Origin of the sequence: Shewanella sp. 10N.286.52.C2 (assembly GCF_002874545.1) — a bacterium.
In the GTDB taxonomy this organism is placed as follows: domain Bacteria; phylum Pseudomonadota; class Gammaproteobacteria; order Enterobacterales; family Shewanellaceae; genus Shewanella.
The window spans coordinates 30,111-45,967 of record NZ_MCTV01000022.1 but is presented as its reverse complement, the minus strand read 5'-3'; the positions used below and the strand labels follow the sequence as shown (position 1 = coordinate 45,967).

General features: G+C 43.0%; 12 protein-coding genes. 11 read left to right on the top strand and 1 reads right to left on the bottom strand.

All coding sequences use genetic code 11. The features are described from left to right. Position 1 precedes the first annotated feature (1 nt). The 11 genes from ispC to tilS all read left to right on the top strand — a co-directional run bounded on the left by ispC (position 2) and on the right by tilS (position 14,895). Complete coding sequence (gene ispC, locus BCU94_RS08845) at positions 2-1,192, top strand: 1-deoxy-D-xylulose-5-phosphate reductoisomerase (RefSeq protein WP_102476174.1); 1,191 nt, start codon at positions 2-4, stop codon at positions 1,190-1,192. 14 nt (positions 1,193-1,206) lie between these two features. Continuing rightward, entirely contained in the window at positions 1,207-2,577 is a 1,371-nt protein-coding gene (gene rseP / locus BCU94_RS08840; protein ID WP_102476173.1) for a sigma E protease regulator RseP, read from the top strand. A 30-nt stretch (positions 2,578-2,607) separates the two neighbouring features. Beyond that, on the top strand, positions 2,608-5,091 hold the full coding sequence (gene bamA, locus BCU94_RS08835; RefSeq protein WP_102439647.1) for an outer membrane protein assembly factor BamA: 2,484 nt from the start codon (positions 2,608-2,610) through the stop codon (positions 5,089-5,091). Between the two features lie 56 nt (positions 5,092-5,147). Then, positions 5,148-5,645: an OmpH family outer membrane protein gene (locus BCU94_RS08830; RefSeq protein ID WP_102439646.1), complete on the top strand. Its 498-nt coding sequence runs from the start codon at positions 5,148-5,150 to the stop codon at positions 5,643-5,645. Next, the gene (gene lpxD / locus BCU94_RS08825) at positions 5,645-6,664 is read left to right on the top strand and encodes a UDP-3-O-(3-hydroxymyristoyl)glucosamine N-acyltransferase (RefSeq protein WP_102439645.1); all 1,020 of its coding nucleotides are present in this window, start codon (positions 5,645-5,647) and stop codon (positions 6,662-6,664) included. The genes BCU94_RS08830 and lpxD overlap by 1 nt, the downstream gene beginning before the upstream one ends. A gap of 35 nt (positions 6,665-6,699) precedes the next feature. Then, complete coding sequence (gene fabZ, locus BCU94_RS08820; RefSeq protein WP_076542894.1) at positions 6,700-7,161, top strand: 3-hydroxyacyl-ACP dehydratase FabZ; 462 nt, start codon at positions 6,700-6,702, stop codon at positions 7,159-7,161. Then, positions 7,158-7,928 carry an acyl-ACP--UDP-N-acetylglucosamine O-acyltransferase gene (lpxA, locus tag BCU94_RS08815; RefSeq protein ID WP_102439644.1) on the top strand — a complete coding sequence of 257 codons (771 nt, stop codon included), beginning with the start codon at positions 7,158-7,160 and terminating at the stop codon, positions 7,926-7,928. Before fabZ ends, lpxA begins: the two co-directional genes overlap by 4 nt. 8 nt (positions 7,929-7,936) lie before the next feature. Then, positions 7,937-9,079, top strand: a complete 1,143-nt coding sequence (gene lpxB, locus BCU94_RS08810) for a lipid-A-disaccharide synthase (protein ID WP_102476172.1) — start codon at positions 7,937-7,939, stop codon at positions 9,077-9,079. Between the two features lie 88 nt (positions 9,080-9,167). Beyond that, entirely contained in the window at positions 9,168-9,794 is a 627-nt protein-coding gene (rnhB, locus tag BCU94_RS08805) for a ribonuclease HII (protein ID WP_241900949.1), read from the top strand. 186 nt (positions 9,795-9,980) lie between these two features. Continuing rightward, entirely contained in the window at positions 9,981-13,457 is a 3,477-nt protein-coding gene (gene dnaE, locus BCU94_RS08800; protein WP_102476170.1) for a DNA polymerase III subunit alpha, read from the top strand. Between the two features lie 64 nt (positions 13,458-13,521). Beyond that, on the top strand, positions 13,522-14,895 hold the full coding sequence (tilS, locus tag BCU94_RS08795) for a tRNA lysidine(34) synthetase TilS (protein WP_102476169.1): 1,374 nt from the start codon (positions 13,522-13,524) through the stop codon (positions 14,893-14,895). Here the strand turns inward: tilS and BCU94_RS08790 are convergent. Further along, entirely contained in the window at positions 14,872-15,768 is an 897-nt protein-coding gene (locus BCU94_RS08790; protein WP_102476168.1) for a GGDEF domain-containing protein, read from the bottom strand. The two genes, tilS and BCU94_RS08790, sit on opposite strands and share 24 nt — an antisense overlap. Positions 15,769-15,857: the final 89 nt, after the last annotated feature.

The window sequence follows — 15,857 nt, the reverse complement described above, 5'->3', positions numbered from 1 at the left end:
AATGCAAAATATGGTCATTTTAGGCGCTACTGGCTCCATTGGGTCAAGTACGTTAAGTGTTATTAGCCAAAACCCACTGCAATATGCGGTTTATGGTCTCGTTGCCAATGCCAGCGTCGATAAAATGTTGTCATTATGTATCGAGCATAAACCAGTATATGCACATATGGTCGATGAATCTGCAGCTAAGGCGCTGCAGCAGCGTATACCTGCTAATATTGCCACTAAGGTGACAACAGGTGAGGATGCGTTATTAGGTCTTGTCACGGCTTCTGAAGTTGATACGGTTATGGCCGCGATTGTCGGCGCAGCAGGTCTTGTTTCAACCTTTGCCGCAGTTAAAGCGGGCAAACGGGTATTGCTGGCAAATAAAGAAGCCTTAGTCATGTCTGGCGAATTGTTTATGCAGGCTACAGTGCAAAGTGGCGCGACCCTACTGCCGGTCGATAGTGAGCATAATGCTATTTTTCAGTGCTTACCTGCCGATATTCAAGCCAACCTTGGGCACTGTGATTTAACCGCATCTGGTATTTCGCATATTTTACTGACAGGCTCTGGTGGCCCATTTTTAACCGCCGATTTAGCCGCGCTTCAATCCATGACGCCAGCACAAGCGTGTAATCACCCTAATTGGTCAATGGGACCTAAAATTTCAGTCGATTCAGCCACCATGATGAACAAGGGTCTTGAGTTTATTGAAGCGCGCTGGTTATTCAATACTAAGGCTGAGCAATTGAAAGTGGTTATTCACCCGCAAAGTGTGATTCACTCTATGGTGCAATATCGAGATGGTTCAGTGCTCGCACAAATGGGTAACCCAGATATGCGTACACCTATTGCCCATTGTATGTCTTTTCCTGAAAGAATTAACGCTGGAGTTGAACCTTTGGACTTTTTCAAAGTCCGAGAATTGAGCTTCTGTGAACCTGACTTCAATCGTTTCCCATGTTTAGGCTTAGCAATGCAGGCTTGTGAGCAGGGACAAGAGGCGACAACAGTACTTAACGCCGCAAACGAAATTGCCGTAGCAGCCTTTTTAGCTGAACAAATCAAGTTCACTGACATCGCTAAAGTTAATGAAGCGTGTTTATTAAAAGTGCCGCAGTCGTCGTTATCGACGATTGAAGATATTGTACAGTTAGATGCACAAGCACGTGCTATTGCTCATGAAGCAATTAAATCAATTAACTAGTTCTTAGGAGAACAATGTTAGATTTTTTATGGAACCTAGGGTCATTTATTGTCGCATTAGGTATTTTGATTACAGTTCATGAATACGGACATTTTTGGGTTGCACGCCGTTGCGGCATAAAAGTCGAACGTTTTTCTATTGGCTTTGGTAAAGCCATTTGGCGCAAGGTTGGTAAAGACGGCACTGAGTACGTTGTGGCGATGATCCCGCTTGGCGGTTATGTCAAAATGCTTGATGAGCGAGTAGAAGAAGTCCCAGAGGAATTACTCGACCAAGCTTTTAATCGAAAAACCGTTTGGCAGCGTATTGCGGTTGTGGCAGCCGGGCCCATGGCCAACTTTTTGTTCGCCATTGTTGCCTTATACCTTATGTACATCATTGGCGTACCTTCTTTAAAGCCTGTTATTGATACCACCAAAGCCAATACTCCTGCGGCGCAGATAAGCATTAAAGAGCCAATGCAAATTTTATCGGTATCTGGTCAAAAAGTCAGAAACTGGGAAGAAGTTAATTTAGCGTTAGTGAGTCACATTGGCGGCGATTCGTTAGAGATCAGTCTTACACCGCTTAATGCGGCCGTTACAGATGCCCAGCTTGGTCAATCCCATACGCTTGATATTAGCCAATGGACATTTGACCCCGATAAAGAATCGCCAATTAGTGCAATTGGTTTAGGTATTTATCGCCCAGCCATTGAACCTATAATAGCCTTGATCACCAAAGGTAGCGCGGCAGAATATGCTGGTATGCAGGTTGGCGATGAAATTACTGCCATCAATGGTAAACCATACCGCGATTGGAATGCGTTTGTAGATGTGATACAAAAGTCTGCCGATAAAACGGTGCAGCTAAAAATATTACGTGATAATCAAGCATTAACCCTTAATGTCACCCCGCAAGCACAAACCAATGCTGCAGGCCAAATGATTGGCATGGTCGGGGTAAGTCCTACTCAAATTGATTGGCCGGAAAGTATGCGCTTCCAGCTTGAGTATGGCATAGTAGATTCCTTCACAGCAGCCGCTGATAAAACATGGCAACTGGTGGTTGTCAGCTTTAAGATGATTGGAAAACTGTTTACCGGCGATGTGTCGGTGAAAAACTTAAGTGGTCCTATTTCTATAGCTCAAGGTGCTGGTACCAGTGCAGACTATGGATTTGTGTACTTTCTTGGGTTTATCGCACTCATCAGTGTGAACTTAGGCATCATTAATTTAATGCCTTTGCCAGTGCTCGATGGGGGACACTTGCTGTATTACTTTATCGAAGTGATTACGGGTAAGCCTGTACCGGAGAAGGTACAGGACATAGGATTCAGGTTTGGCGCAGCGATGCTGTTATTGTTGATGAGTGTTGCACTCTTTAATGATTTTTCCAGACTCTGAGCAGGGAACACAAATAATTAGAAGTGCTCTATGAGATTGAATAAACTTTTTGCCTCGATGATTTTAGTCGGCGCGTCATTTTCAGGCAATGGTATGGCGGAAACTTTCCAACCATTTGAAGTGACCGACATCCAGATTGATGGTTTACAGCGAGTCGCACTTGGTGCTGCCTTGCTAAACCTGCCCGTTAAAGTGGGCGATACGGTAGACCAAGTAAAATTACAGCAAGCCATTAAAAGCTTGTATGCCTCAACCAACTTCGAAACCATCAGTGTTAGCCATGAAGATGGCGTATTGCTTGTTTCCGTTAAAGAGCGTGCCACTATCAGTGCTGTTACCTTTGAAGGTAACAAAGATATTAAAGATGAGCAGTTACAAGAAAGCTTAGACGGCTCAGGTATTAAAATCGGTGAGTCACTTGATAGAACCATGTTGTCAGGCATCGAAAAAGGCCTGCAAGATTTCTATTACGGTGTGGGTAAATACGGCGCGAAAGTTGAAGCAGAAGTCATTAACTTACCTCGTAACCGTGTTGAACTTAAATTTAACTTCACTGAAGGCTTAGCGGCTGAAATTCGCCAAATTAACGTAGTGGGTAATACCGTTTTTTCAGATTCTGAATTAATTGGTTTACTTGAGCTTAAAGATTACGTTGCTTGGTGGGACTTATTTGGTGAGCGCCGTTATCAAAAGCAAAAGCTTGAAGCTGATTTAGAAACGGTAAAAACCTACTATCACAACCAAGGTTATATTCGCTTTGCGGTAACATCAACCCAAGTGGCAATGACCCCTGATAGAAAAGGCTTGTACATCACCATCAATGTTGATGAAGGTGATAAGTACGAGGTCTCTGAAGTTAACTTAACCGGTGATTTAATGGGCCGTGAAGAGTTGATGAAGGCTATCTTGCCGATCAAAGAAGGCGATATGTACAACGGTGGTGATGTTACCTTCACCGAAGAAATGTACAGCAAGTATTTAGGCCGTTTTGGTTATGCTTATCCTGAAGTAAAAACCTATCCAGAAATTAATGACGAAACCAAAGAGGTTGCATTAAACATTAATGTTAACCCTGGTAAACGTGTTTACGTGCGCTCAATTAACTTCAGCGGTAACACAGTTACTAAAGATGAAGTAATGCGTCGTGAACTACGTCAAATGGAAGGTGCGTGGTTAAACTCAGCTCAAGTTGAGCAGTCAAAAGTATTGTTAAACCGTTTAGGTTACTTTGAAACAGTTGATACTGAAACCGTACAAGTACCTGGCAGTGATGACTTAGTGGATGTGGCTTTCAATGTGAAAGAACAGCCATCTGGTTCATTTAACGCCGGTGTGGGTTATGGTACTGAATCAGGCTTAAGTCTGCAGTTTGGTGTACAGCAAAGTAACTTCTTAGGTACGGGTAACCAAGCGGGTATTAACTTAAATACCAATAAGTATTCTAAGAACGTTAACTTCTCTTACACTGACCCGTACTTTACTAAAGATGGTGTGAGCTTAGGCGGCAGTATCTTCTGGAACGAGTTTGATGCAAACGAGGCTAACCTTGAGCGTTATAAGAATAAATCTTATGGCATCGCGGTAAACTCAGGCTTCCCGATAAACGAAAATAACCGTTTAAATGGTGGTATCGGCTATCGTCATAACGCGATTTCAGAAATCTCTGCTTACGAACAAGCATTACGTTTCTATAATGTTTACCGTGAGTCTGATGACCCGAATTCTGATTTAGCCTTTGATAACTTTGAGATAAATGGTGGTTGGTATCGCAGTACATTAAACCGCGGCACCTTCCCAACAGATGGTTCATCGCAGCGCCTAAGTGCGAAAGCAACCATTCCAGGGTCGGATCTGCAGTATTTTAAAACTGACTTTGATACCAACTTTTACTTACCATTAACCCGTAACCACAGCTTTGTGTTACTAACGCGAGCGCGCTTAGGTTATGCCAATGGTTATGGTAAGTTTAATGATAATGATCAAATTTTGCCTTTCTGGGAAAACTATTACTCAGGTGGTAGTAGCTCATTACGTGGCTTTAAGTCTAATTCTGTCGGCCCTCGTTCGTTCTATTTATATCGTGGTAGTGAGCCATGTGCGCCAGATCCATCAGGTGACGGCTGTACACTGCCAGGTGATCCTAACCGAATTCAAGTGAGTTCTGGTCGTTCTATTGGTGGTAATGCCATTGCGACTGCCAGTGTGGAAATGATTGTTCCAACGCCTTTCTTGGATGAGGCTTATTCTAATTCAGTACGTACTAGTTTCTTTGTTGATGCTGGTAACGTATGGGATACCGAGTTTGATTATGACTCGTATAGATACCTTCCAGCGGATGAGTTTGACAAACTGGAAGATTATAGCGACCCAGGTCGGATCCGTGCCTCTTGGGGTATGAGCGTCCAATGGTTATCACCAATGGGACCTATGGTGTTTAGCTTGGCTTGGCCGATTAAAGAGTACGAAGATGATGAAACAGAGATATTTTCGTTCAACATTGGCAAAACGTTCTAAAACAAATACACTCAGCAAGTTTTGCTGATAATAACAAGGAGTCTATTTTGAAAAAGATGTTAAATCGCGCGTTAGTAACAATGGCATTTTTAAGTGCACCTATGATGGCACATGCTGAAAAAATTGCTGTGGTTGATATGGGCGAAGTATTTGAGCAACTGCCTCAACGTGAACAAATTTCACAGTCACTAAAAACTGAGTTTGGTGATCGAGTTGCTGACGTACAAAAAATGCAAGAACAAATGCGTACATTAGTTGAAAAGCAACAACGTGATGGCGCGTTAATGAGCGAAAGTCAAAAAACTGAGCTTGGACGTGAAATGGAATCACTAAAGTCTGATTTCCAATTAAAAGGCAAAGCACTTGATGAAGATATGCGTCGTCGTCAAGGTGAAGAGCAAAACAAGCTTTTAGTTAAAGTACAAGAAGCGATTAATACTATTGCTGCAAAAGAGTCTTATGACATCGTATTGCAACGTGGTGCAGTTATCTACGTTAAGCCAGATGCTGATATCAGTGATAAAGTTGTTCAAGCGTTAAGTAAAGGCAACTAATGAAAACCGTGACTTTAAAAGAGCTTGGTCAGCTATTAGGCGCATCTGTTAAAGGCGACGACACTTTGGTGATCACCAGTGTTGCGACCCTAGAAGATGCCGCCTCAGATCAACTTTCTTTTTTAGCCAATAGTAAATATCGTGCCCAGCTTGAGACCTCTCAAGCGGGTGCGGTGTTATTGAGTGAAAAAGATGCCGAAGATTACAGCGGCAATGCTTTAGTGTTAAAAGACCCATACGTGGGCTTTGCACGCGTAGCACAACTTTTAGATACCACCCCAAAAGTTACCAAAGGTATCCACCCCTCGGCACAAATCGATGCCTCAGCGCAACTGGGCGAGAATGTCGCTATAGGGGCTAATGTTGTCATCGATGCCAATGTCATTATTGGTAATGACGTACAAATTGCTGCAGGTAGTGTTATTGGCGAGCAATCTATCATAGGTTCTGGCTGTATTTTAAAAGCCAATGTGACTTTTTATCATGATGTGATTGTTGGTCAGCAATGTATTTTTCATTCTGGTTGCGTGATTGGTTCTGATGGCTTTGGCTATGCGAACGAGCGCGGTAACTGGATCAAAATCCCACAAACTGGTGGTGTAAGAATTGGCGATAATGTAGAAATTGGCGCCAATACCACAGTAGATCGTGGTGCTTTATCTCATACAGAAATTCATGATGGCGTTATCATCGATAACCAAGTTCAAATTGCCCATAATTGTGTTGTCGGCCAAAATACCGCTATTGCGGGAACCTCATTCCTAGCCGGTAGTGCGACTCTTGGTAAGTACTGTATTATTGGTGGCGGTAGCGGTATCGCAGGCCATTTGAAGGTTGCAGACGGCACCCATGTCTCTGGCAGCACCAATGTGACAAGCGAAATTCGTAAACCAGGTTTGTATTCATCTGCTACAATTGCAATGGATAACAAATCATGGCGTCGCAATACTGTTCGTTTCCGTCATTTAGATGAATTATTTAATCGCGTCAAAGTGATTGAAAAGAAAATACAAGATTAGAAGTCATGGCATGATTGCCATTGCGAGGAATTAGCGTGTCAAACCAATTAAATACCATGGATATTGAAGAGATCCTTCAGTATCTTCCTCATAGATACCCTTTTTTGTTAGTTGACCGTGTTCTAGATTACACCGTAGGTGAGTCTTTACATGCGATTAAAAATGTCACCTTTAATGAGCCTTTTTTCCAAGGTCACTTCCCAGTTAAACCAGTAATGCCTGGTGTATTAATCATTGAAGCGATGGCCCAAGCAACAGGTTTGCTTGCATTTAAAACCATGAGTCCAGATCCATCACCAGATGTCTTATATTTACTTGCTGGTATTGATAAAGCACGTTTTAAGCGGGTGGTATCTCCAGGTGATCAGATTCATTTCCACGTTAAAATGATTAAAGAGCGCCGAGGAATTGGTGTATTTGAAGGACAAGCATTCGTCGATGGCGAGCTAGCCTGTTCAGCCGAAATCATGTGTGCACGCAGAGAGATCAACAAGTGATTGATAAGTTAGCATTCGTTCACCCAGACGCAAAAATTGGTAACAATGTCACGATTGGCCCTTGGAGTTATATTGGCGCTGACGTTGAAATTGGCGACGATACTTGGGTTAGTTCACATGTCGTTATCAAAGGCCCAAGTGTCATTGGTAAAGGCAATCGTTTCTTCCAGTTTTCTTCAATTGGCGAAGAATGCCAAGATAAGAAATATGCTGGTGAGCCAACAACTTTAATCATGGGTGATAATAATATCATTCGTGAAAACGTGACTATTCACCGCGGTACCATTCAAGATAATAGTGAAACCCGTATAGGTTCAAATAACCTACTTATGGCTTATGTGCATATCGCTCATGACTGTGTGTTAGGTGACAATATTATCATGGCAAATAATGCTTCTATTGCAGGCCATGTACATGTTGGTGATTGGGCTATTTTAGGTGGCATGACTGGTGTACATCAGTTTGTACATATTGGTGCCCATGCGTTTACTGCAGGCTCTTCAACCATCTTTCAAGATGTGCCGCCATTTGTGATGGCAGCCGGTAGCCCAGCTATCCCAAGAGGTCTGAACGTTGAAGGTTTGAAGCGCCGAGGTTTCACTAAAGAAACCCAACATGCTATTCGTCGTACCTATAAATCGCTATATCGTAAAAATTTAACGATTGAAGAAGCATTAGCTGAAATTACTGAAGACGCTGAAGCCGATGAATACGTTAAAGGCATGGTTGAATTCATTAATGGTTCATCTCGCGGGATCATTCGATAGTATTGATAATGACAAATAATACCCCTCGTATATTTGCTATGGTCGCCGGAGAAATCTCCGGCGATATTTTAGGCGCAGGCTTAATTAAGTCGCTACAAAATCACTACCCAGATGCGCGCTTTATTGGCATTGGTGGTCCTCAAATGGAGGCTCTTGGTTTCGAGAGCTTTTTTTCGTTTGAAGAGCTTGCCGTTATGGGGATTGTTGAAGTGTTAGCAAGGCTGCCGCGTTTACTTAAAGTGCGCGCCAGTTTGATTGAGCAAATTTGTGCAGCAAAACCTGATTGCTTTATTGGTATTGATGCGCCAGATTTTAACCTTGGGGTTGAACTCAAGTTAAAAAATAAAGGCATAAAAACGGTCCATTATGTGAGTCCGTCGGTCTGGGCTTGGCGTCCAAAACGTATTTTCAAAATCGAAAAAGCCACCAATATGGTGTTGTCGTTATTACCTTTTGAAAAAGCGTTTTATGACAAACATCAGGTGCCATGTACCTTTGTCGGTCATACTTTAGCGGATGATATTCCGCTTGAAAGCGATAAGTTAGCTGCCCGTAAACTGCTGGGTTTAGACCCTAATGCAGAATATTTAGCCATTTTGCCTGGATCTCGCGGTGGTGAGCTAAAACAGTTAGCTGAACCTTTTATTAAAGCGGCGCTGATTGTTAAGCAAGCTTATCCAGATATTAAGTTTGTCACGCCACTGGTTAATAAGGCCCGTAAGGAGCAGTTTATTGCCGCCCTTGAGCTGTATGCACCAGATTTGGTTATCGATTTAATTGAAGGGCAATCAAGGGAAGTCATGGCCGCAGCTGACGCTATTTTACTAGCATCAGGCACTGCAGCACTTGAAGCCATGCTGGTTAAAAGGCCTATGGTGATGTCTTATCGGGTTAATGCGCTGACTTACAAAATTGCTAAACGCATGATGTTAGTTGAGCATTACTCTTTGCCAAACTTGCTCGCGGGCAAAAAGCTTATTCCTGAAATTGTTCAAGATGAGTGTAATCCTGAGAATATTTCAGCTGCAGTGATTGAGCAGTTAAATGCAGATTTTACGCCGCTTAAGCAAGAGTTTGAGCAAATTCATCGCAGTTTACGCTGCAATGCCAGCGATAGAGCTGCTGACGCGGTAATTAACTTACTCGATTAATATCAGTAATTTTTAAAGCCTGATTGAGTGATGTTATTCGCTCAAGCAGGTTTTTTTATGGCAATTTTAGAGGTGATTTGTGAGTCGTATTCCTGCAGTAATAAAGGGTATTACCCCCGAACAAGTTGAATACATTAGCCGCGGCGTGGTCGCGGGTGTTGATGAAGTTGGCCGAGGCCCATTAGTGGGTGATGTGGTTACCGCAGCAGTTATTTTAGACCCTAATAATCCGATATCAGGCTTAAATGACTCAAAAAAATTAACTGAAAAACGCCGTGAATTGCTATTTACTGAAATCAGTGAAAAAGCCTTATGCATTAGTGTCGGCCGTGCATCCCCATTAGAGATTGATGAACTTAACATTCTCCATGCCACCATGCTGGCTATGCAGCGGGCAGTGCAAGGCTTAACTATTACCCCAGAGCGAGTGTTGGTGGATGGGAATCGTAGTCCAGAGTTTGGAATCGTTAGTCATGCCATTATCAAAGGTGATGGCTTGGTGGCAGCAATAAGCGCCGCATCGATTATTGCCAAGGTAACCCGCGACAGGGAAATGGCTGAGCTTGATGCCAGATATCCACAATATGGGTTTGCCAATCATAAAGGTTACCCAACTAAAGCCCATTTTGAAGCATTAGCACAACATGGGGTATTAGCTGAACACCGCAAAAGTTTTAAACCAGTCATGGCAGTACTGGCAAAATCTGAATCTTAAACCGCTTTGGTTATAACAATATAGCATTAGACAGCATCGCCAAGGATTGCCTACGGCATTGGCGCTGTTTAATCGGCTTATTTAGCGATGATAGCCCTAATCTGTTCTATTAAATTTGGGGTTAGTTTGTTAATCTGGCTAGCAGTTTTTTCCTTTTAATCACGCATTTCAAAGATACTATAATCTATGTCCGATCCTCGTTTTGTTCATCTTCGCGTTCACAGTGATTTTTCCATGTCAGATGGCGTGGCAAAAGTTAAACCTATTATTGCCAAAGCCGAAGAGCTTGGAATGGGGGCGCTAGCGATAACAGATCAAAATAACTTTTGTGGTCTGGTAAAGTTTTATGGTGGCTGTCATGGGGCAGGGATCAAGCCGATTGTTGGCGCTGATTTTTGGATGAAAGTCCCAGGTTTTGAAAAAGAGTTTTGCGCCTTAACTATCATCGCCTTAGATAACGACGGTTATCAAAATTTAACCCAGCTCATCAGTGAGGCCTATTTACGTGGCCAAATAGATGGGCGAGTGGTTATCGATCAAGAGTGGCTGATTAAGTTTAATAAAGGCATTTTGATTATTTCTGGGGCGAAAGAAGGCGATGTTGGTAAGGCATTATTAAAAGGTAACCAAACCCAAGTTGATCAGCTGATAAATTTCTATCAAACCCATTTTGAAGATCGTTACTTTTTAGAGCTTTTGCGAACTGGCAGAGCTGATGAAGAACGCTATCTGCACATGGCGGTAAAATTAGCTTCTGATCGCAATCTACCTGTTGTGGCGACCAATCAGGTGGTCTTTTTAAAGGCCGATGATTTTGAATCCCATGAAATACGGGTGGCGATCCATGACGGTTTTACTTTAGCTGATCCTCGCAGACCGAAAAAATACAGTAAAGAACAATACTTACGCACAGAAGAAGAAATGTGTGAGTTATTTGCTGATATTCCATCAGCACTGGCAAACAGTGTGGAAATCGCCAAACGCTGTAATGTGACTATACGTTTACACGAATATTTCTTGCCTAACTTCCCAACGGGCGATTTGACCATTGAAGACTTTCTCGTCGAAGTGTCGGAAAAAGGCCTAGAAGAGCGGCTGGAATTTTTATTCCCTGATGAACAGGTACGTTTAGAAAAGCGTCCGGAGTATGATGAACGCCTAGATATTGAGCTAAAAGTGATTAACCAAATGGGCTTCCCTGGTTACTTCCTTATTGTAATGGAGTTTATTCAATGGGGTAAGGATAACGATATTCCTGTTGGACCGGGTCGTGGATCTGGTGCGGGCTCATTAGTGGCATATGCACTAAAAATTACCGATCTTGACCCACTAGAGTACGACTTACTGTTTGAACGTTTCTTAAACCCAGAACGTGTCTCTATGCCTGATTTCGATGTCGATTTCTGTATGGATAGACGTGATGAAGTTATCGATCACGTTGCTGAATTGTATGGCCGAGATGCGGTATCACAAATTATTACCTTTGGTACCATGGCGGCAAAAGCTGTGGTACGGGACGTTGGCCGTGCACTCGGTCACCCCTATGGTTTTGTTGAACGGTTAACAAAAATGATCCCTGCAGAGCCCGGGATGACTCTGACCAAAGCCTTTGAAGTGGAGCCATCATTACCAGAAGCGTATAACGCTGATGAAGATGTCCGTGAGCTGATTGACATGTGTCGACGACTTGAAGGTGTTACTCGTAATGCCGGTAAGCATGCTGGTGGCGTGGTTATCTCACCGACAGTTATCACTGATTTCTCGCCCCTTTATTGTGATGCTGAAGGCTTAAACCCAGTAACGCAATTCGATAAAAATGATGTAGAAACCGCAGGGCTAGTAAAGTTTGATTTCTTAGGCTTAAGAACCCTGACCATTATTGATTGGGCGCTGCAAATGATTAACCCGCGCCTAGCAAAGCAGGGCAAAGAGCCCGTCAGGATTGAGGCCATTGACTTAACCGATCCTAAGTCGTTTAGATTACTTCAGCGCTATGAAACCACAGCGGTATTCCAGTTAGAATCCCGTGGTATGAAAGATTTGATTAAACGTCTGCAACCCGATTGTTTTGAAGACATGATTGCACTTGTGGCACTGTTTCGCCCAGGCCCATTGCAATCAGGCATGGTAGATAACTTTATTGAGCGTAAGCATGGCCGTGAAGCGGTCTCTTATCCTGATGCAGAATATCAACATGAGTCATTAAAAGAGCTGTTAGAGCCAACCTACGGCATTATTTTGTATCAAGAACAAGTGATGCAGATTGCGCAGGTGCTAGCAGGCTACACCCTAGGTGGCGCGGATATGTTACGCCGTGCAATGGGTAAGAAAAAACCTGAAGAAATGGCCAAACAGCGTGGTACTTTCAAAGAAGGGGCTATCAATAACGGTGTTGATGGCGACCTGTCGATGAAGATCTTCGACTTGGTTGAAAAATTCGCCGGTTATGGTTTTAACAAATCTCACTCAGCTGCCTATGCACTGGTTTCCTATCAGACCCTATGGCTTAAAACCCATTACCCTGCCGAGTTTATGGCGGCGGTAATGTCAGCAGATATGGATAACACAGATAAAATCGTTATCTTAGTCGATGAATGTGAACGCATGGGCATACCGCTTATTCCACCGGATGTGAATAAAGGCTTATTCAAATTTACCGTTGATGACGAGCTTAACATTGTCTACGGGATCGGTGCGATTAAAGGGGTTGGTGATGGCCCAGTGGAATCGATTCTCAATGCCCGAAAAGACGGACCATTTATTGATTTATTTGATTTCTGCGCCCGAATTGATCTTAAAAAGCTCAATAAACGCGTCATCGAAAAACTGATTTGCGCCGGTGCATTAGACAGTTTAGGTCCGCACCGCGCGGCGATGATTGCCACCTTACCAGAAGCGATTTTGGCCGCGGCCCAGCATGCCAAAGCTGAAGCTATTGGCCAAAACGATATGTTTGGCCTACTTAACTCTGAACCAGAAGACAATAAACAAAACTTTGTTGAATGTACTCCTTGGCCTGATAAAGTTTGGCTTGAAGGTGAGCGTGATACTTTAGGTTTATACCTTACAGGTCATCCGATAAATCAATACTTAAAAGAGCTGAAGCAGTACACTTCAGGGCGTTTAAAAGACGTCCATCCGACTGACCGCGGTAAAACCATGAAGGCCGCGGGGCTAGTTATTGCCACTCGAGTGATGGTAACCAAACGTGGCTCAAAAATGGGGCTGGTGACGTTAGATGATAAAAGCTCACGCTTAGAAGTGATGCTATTTACTGAAGCGTTTGAAAAGTTTAATCACTTGCTTGAAAAAGATAAAATTTTGATCTGTGAAGGTGAGGTCAGCTTTGATGATTTTGCTGGTGGCAATCGCATGACTGCCCGCAACATCATTGAAATTGGTGAGGCTCGTAGCCACTTTGCCAATGCAGTGGAAATAAACATTACTGCTGATGACATCAATCAAACTTGGCTTGAGCAATTTGAGCAAGCATTAACGCCATGGAAAAACGGCAGTGTGCCGGTTATCATTAATTATCAGCAGCAACAAGCAGCAGGCCAATTACGCCTTGGTGATGAATGGCGGGTGAATCCAACCGATGAACTGATGCTGGCAATTGAAAGTCTAGTGGGCTCTAAAAACGTCAAAATCGTGTTTAATTAATTTAGCAAACTGGCTTTGGTTTCGGGCTCACATTGCTGAGCCATTTGGGCAATAGAGGCATCCATTGAGCGTAGATATTTGCAAAGCGATACAAGCGCATGCGCTAGTGCTATTAAACGCACAGCCTCAGGCTAAGTTAGTATTAGCTTACAGCGGCGGGGTTGATTCTGAATGCCTTGCCTATGGTTTAAGCCAGTTTGCCCAGCAGCACCCTAATATCCCTTGCTTATTAGTCCATGTTCATCATGGGCTTAGTGACAATGCAGAGCATTGGGTCAATCATTGTCTCACTCAGGCTAAGCACTATCAGTTACCCATTCAGATAGAACGTGTAGCGATTAATAAAGCTGCGCGGCAAAGTTTAGAGGCGCTCGCCAGAGATGCCCGCTATAACGTTTTCAAAAAATACCTTAACCAAGGCGATATATTACTCACCGCCCATCATCAAGATGATCAACTGGAAACCTTACTGTTAGCCCTCAAACGTGGTCAAGGGCCCAAGGGCTTAGCGGCCATGGGCGCCATGCAGCCATTTAATCATCAAAGTTGGATTGTTAGGCCGTTACTTGATGTTACTCGCCAGCAAATTGAAGCTTTTGCCAGTGATAACCAACTTAAGCACATTGAAGATGAAAGTAATCAAGATGAGCAATTTGACCGTAACTTTCTGCGCCATGACATCATTCCGAGATTAAAAGCTCGCTGGCCAAGTATTGCCACCACCGCATCACGCAGTGCTAAATTATGCGCTGAGCAGCAGCAAGTGATTGAAGATGAAGTTGATACGCGCTTACCCGCATGGCTTGATACAGCAACACCATTTGAGTTGCCCGCTTTTAAATTACAGCAATTGTCAGACCAAACACCTCAATGGCAAGCCCTGTTGCTGCGGGGCTTTATTCAATCTTTAGGGTTTAATTTGCCGTCTCAATCGCAGCTGGAACAAATTTTACAGCAGCTGATCTATGCCGCTGATGATGCCAAGGTGGATATTTTTTGTGGTGATTACTCAATAAAGCGTTTTGCTGGCAAGGCATTTGTGGTGCCTGTTAGTAATGAAAAGCCAGATGATGTTGAGTTGATTGGCAATATTCAGTCATTGTGTACTGGCAAGCAATTGAGTTTAACCGTGCAGATGAATCAGCTAGCTGACTGCGCTATTGGTTTAACGCAAACGGGAGTAAGACTAAGGTTAGCGACAACGGAGCAAGTGACTATCTCATTTGGCGCCAAAGGCAGTATTCGCTGTCAGCCGCATTTTCGTGATAAAGGCCGTGAGCTTAAAAAAGTTTGGCAGGAGCTAGCCGTGCCACCTTGGCAAAGGCATAAAATACCGCTTATTTTTTACAATGACACCTTAGTTGCCGCCATTGGTTTTTGGGTTGATAAACGCTATCTTGCCAGCCATAACGAGTTAGGCGTTTGTTTGCATACTTAATTTAAAGCCGTTTTTACCCGCGGCTTTTGCTGCATACAACGCCATATCTGCAGTTTCATAAAGTTTGTCTTGGGTTTGTGGTGGTAAAAACTCAGCCACCCCAATACTGCATTGCACCTTAAATGCACTGGTTAATGGGTGGCTATTTATTGCCGCAATAATACGTTCACACAAAGGTGTCATCGTATGTTCTTTTCCTTGGGCTATAATTATAAATTCATCACCACCAATTCGAAATGCTTGGTCAGTATTGCGGATAGCATCATTTAATAAATCAGCAAACTCTTTTAATACCGTATCCCCCAGTTTATGACCATGTTGATCATTGAGGTTTTTAAAGTTATCTAAGTCCAGCACAATCAGAGAAATATCAGCTTGTTTTCGGTTAGCTCTTGCCAGTGCACTCTTAATACTTTGCCGATAATAATAGCGATTACCTAGCCCAGTCAGGGCATCAAACATCGCTTGGTTCGACATCTGCGCATATTGGTAGGCATTATGTAATGGCTGATTGAACAGTTCTTCTAAGGTGTTTAACAATCTTGTTTGACTTGGTGTCAGTGGCGTAGATAAGTAATATTTAATGCTATAGGGCTCACCAAAACCGGTGATCACTCGCTGAATACTGAGTCCCTGGCAACGACCCCAATTCAGTTTTAATTGGTGATTAAGCTGGATGCCGCGGATCGGCAAAACTTGTCCGATGCTTTTGCCATAGCGGGCAAAAACGCTTTCAGGGTCTAAATTTGAGTGTAATTGCTGTAATACTGCCAGTAAATTAAGCCTAGGTTCTTCATCGGTTATTTTATAATAAGCTTCTGATTTACTTATAGTTAACTTCGGGTATGGTTGTGACGTTACTGCGTAGTCCATAGCTATTATCCCAATGATGATTTCAAGTTTCTAATTGTTATTCGTTTGATAAATTTATTAAGCAATAACTATGCCTGTTATTTTTTGTT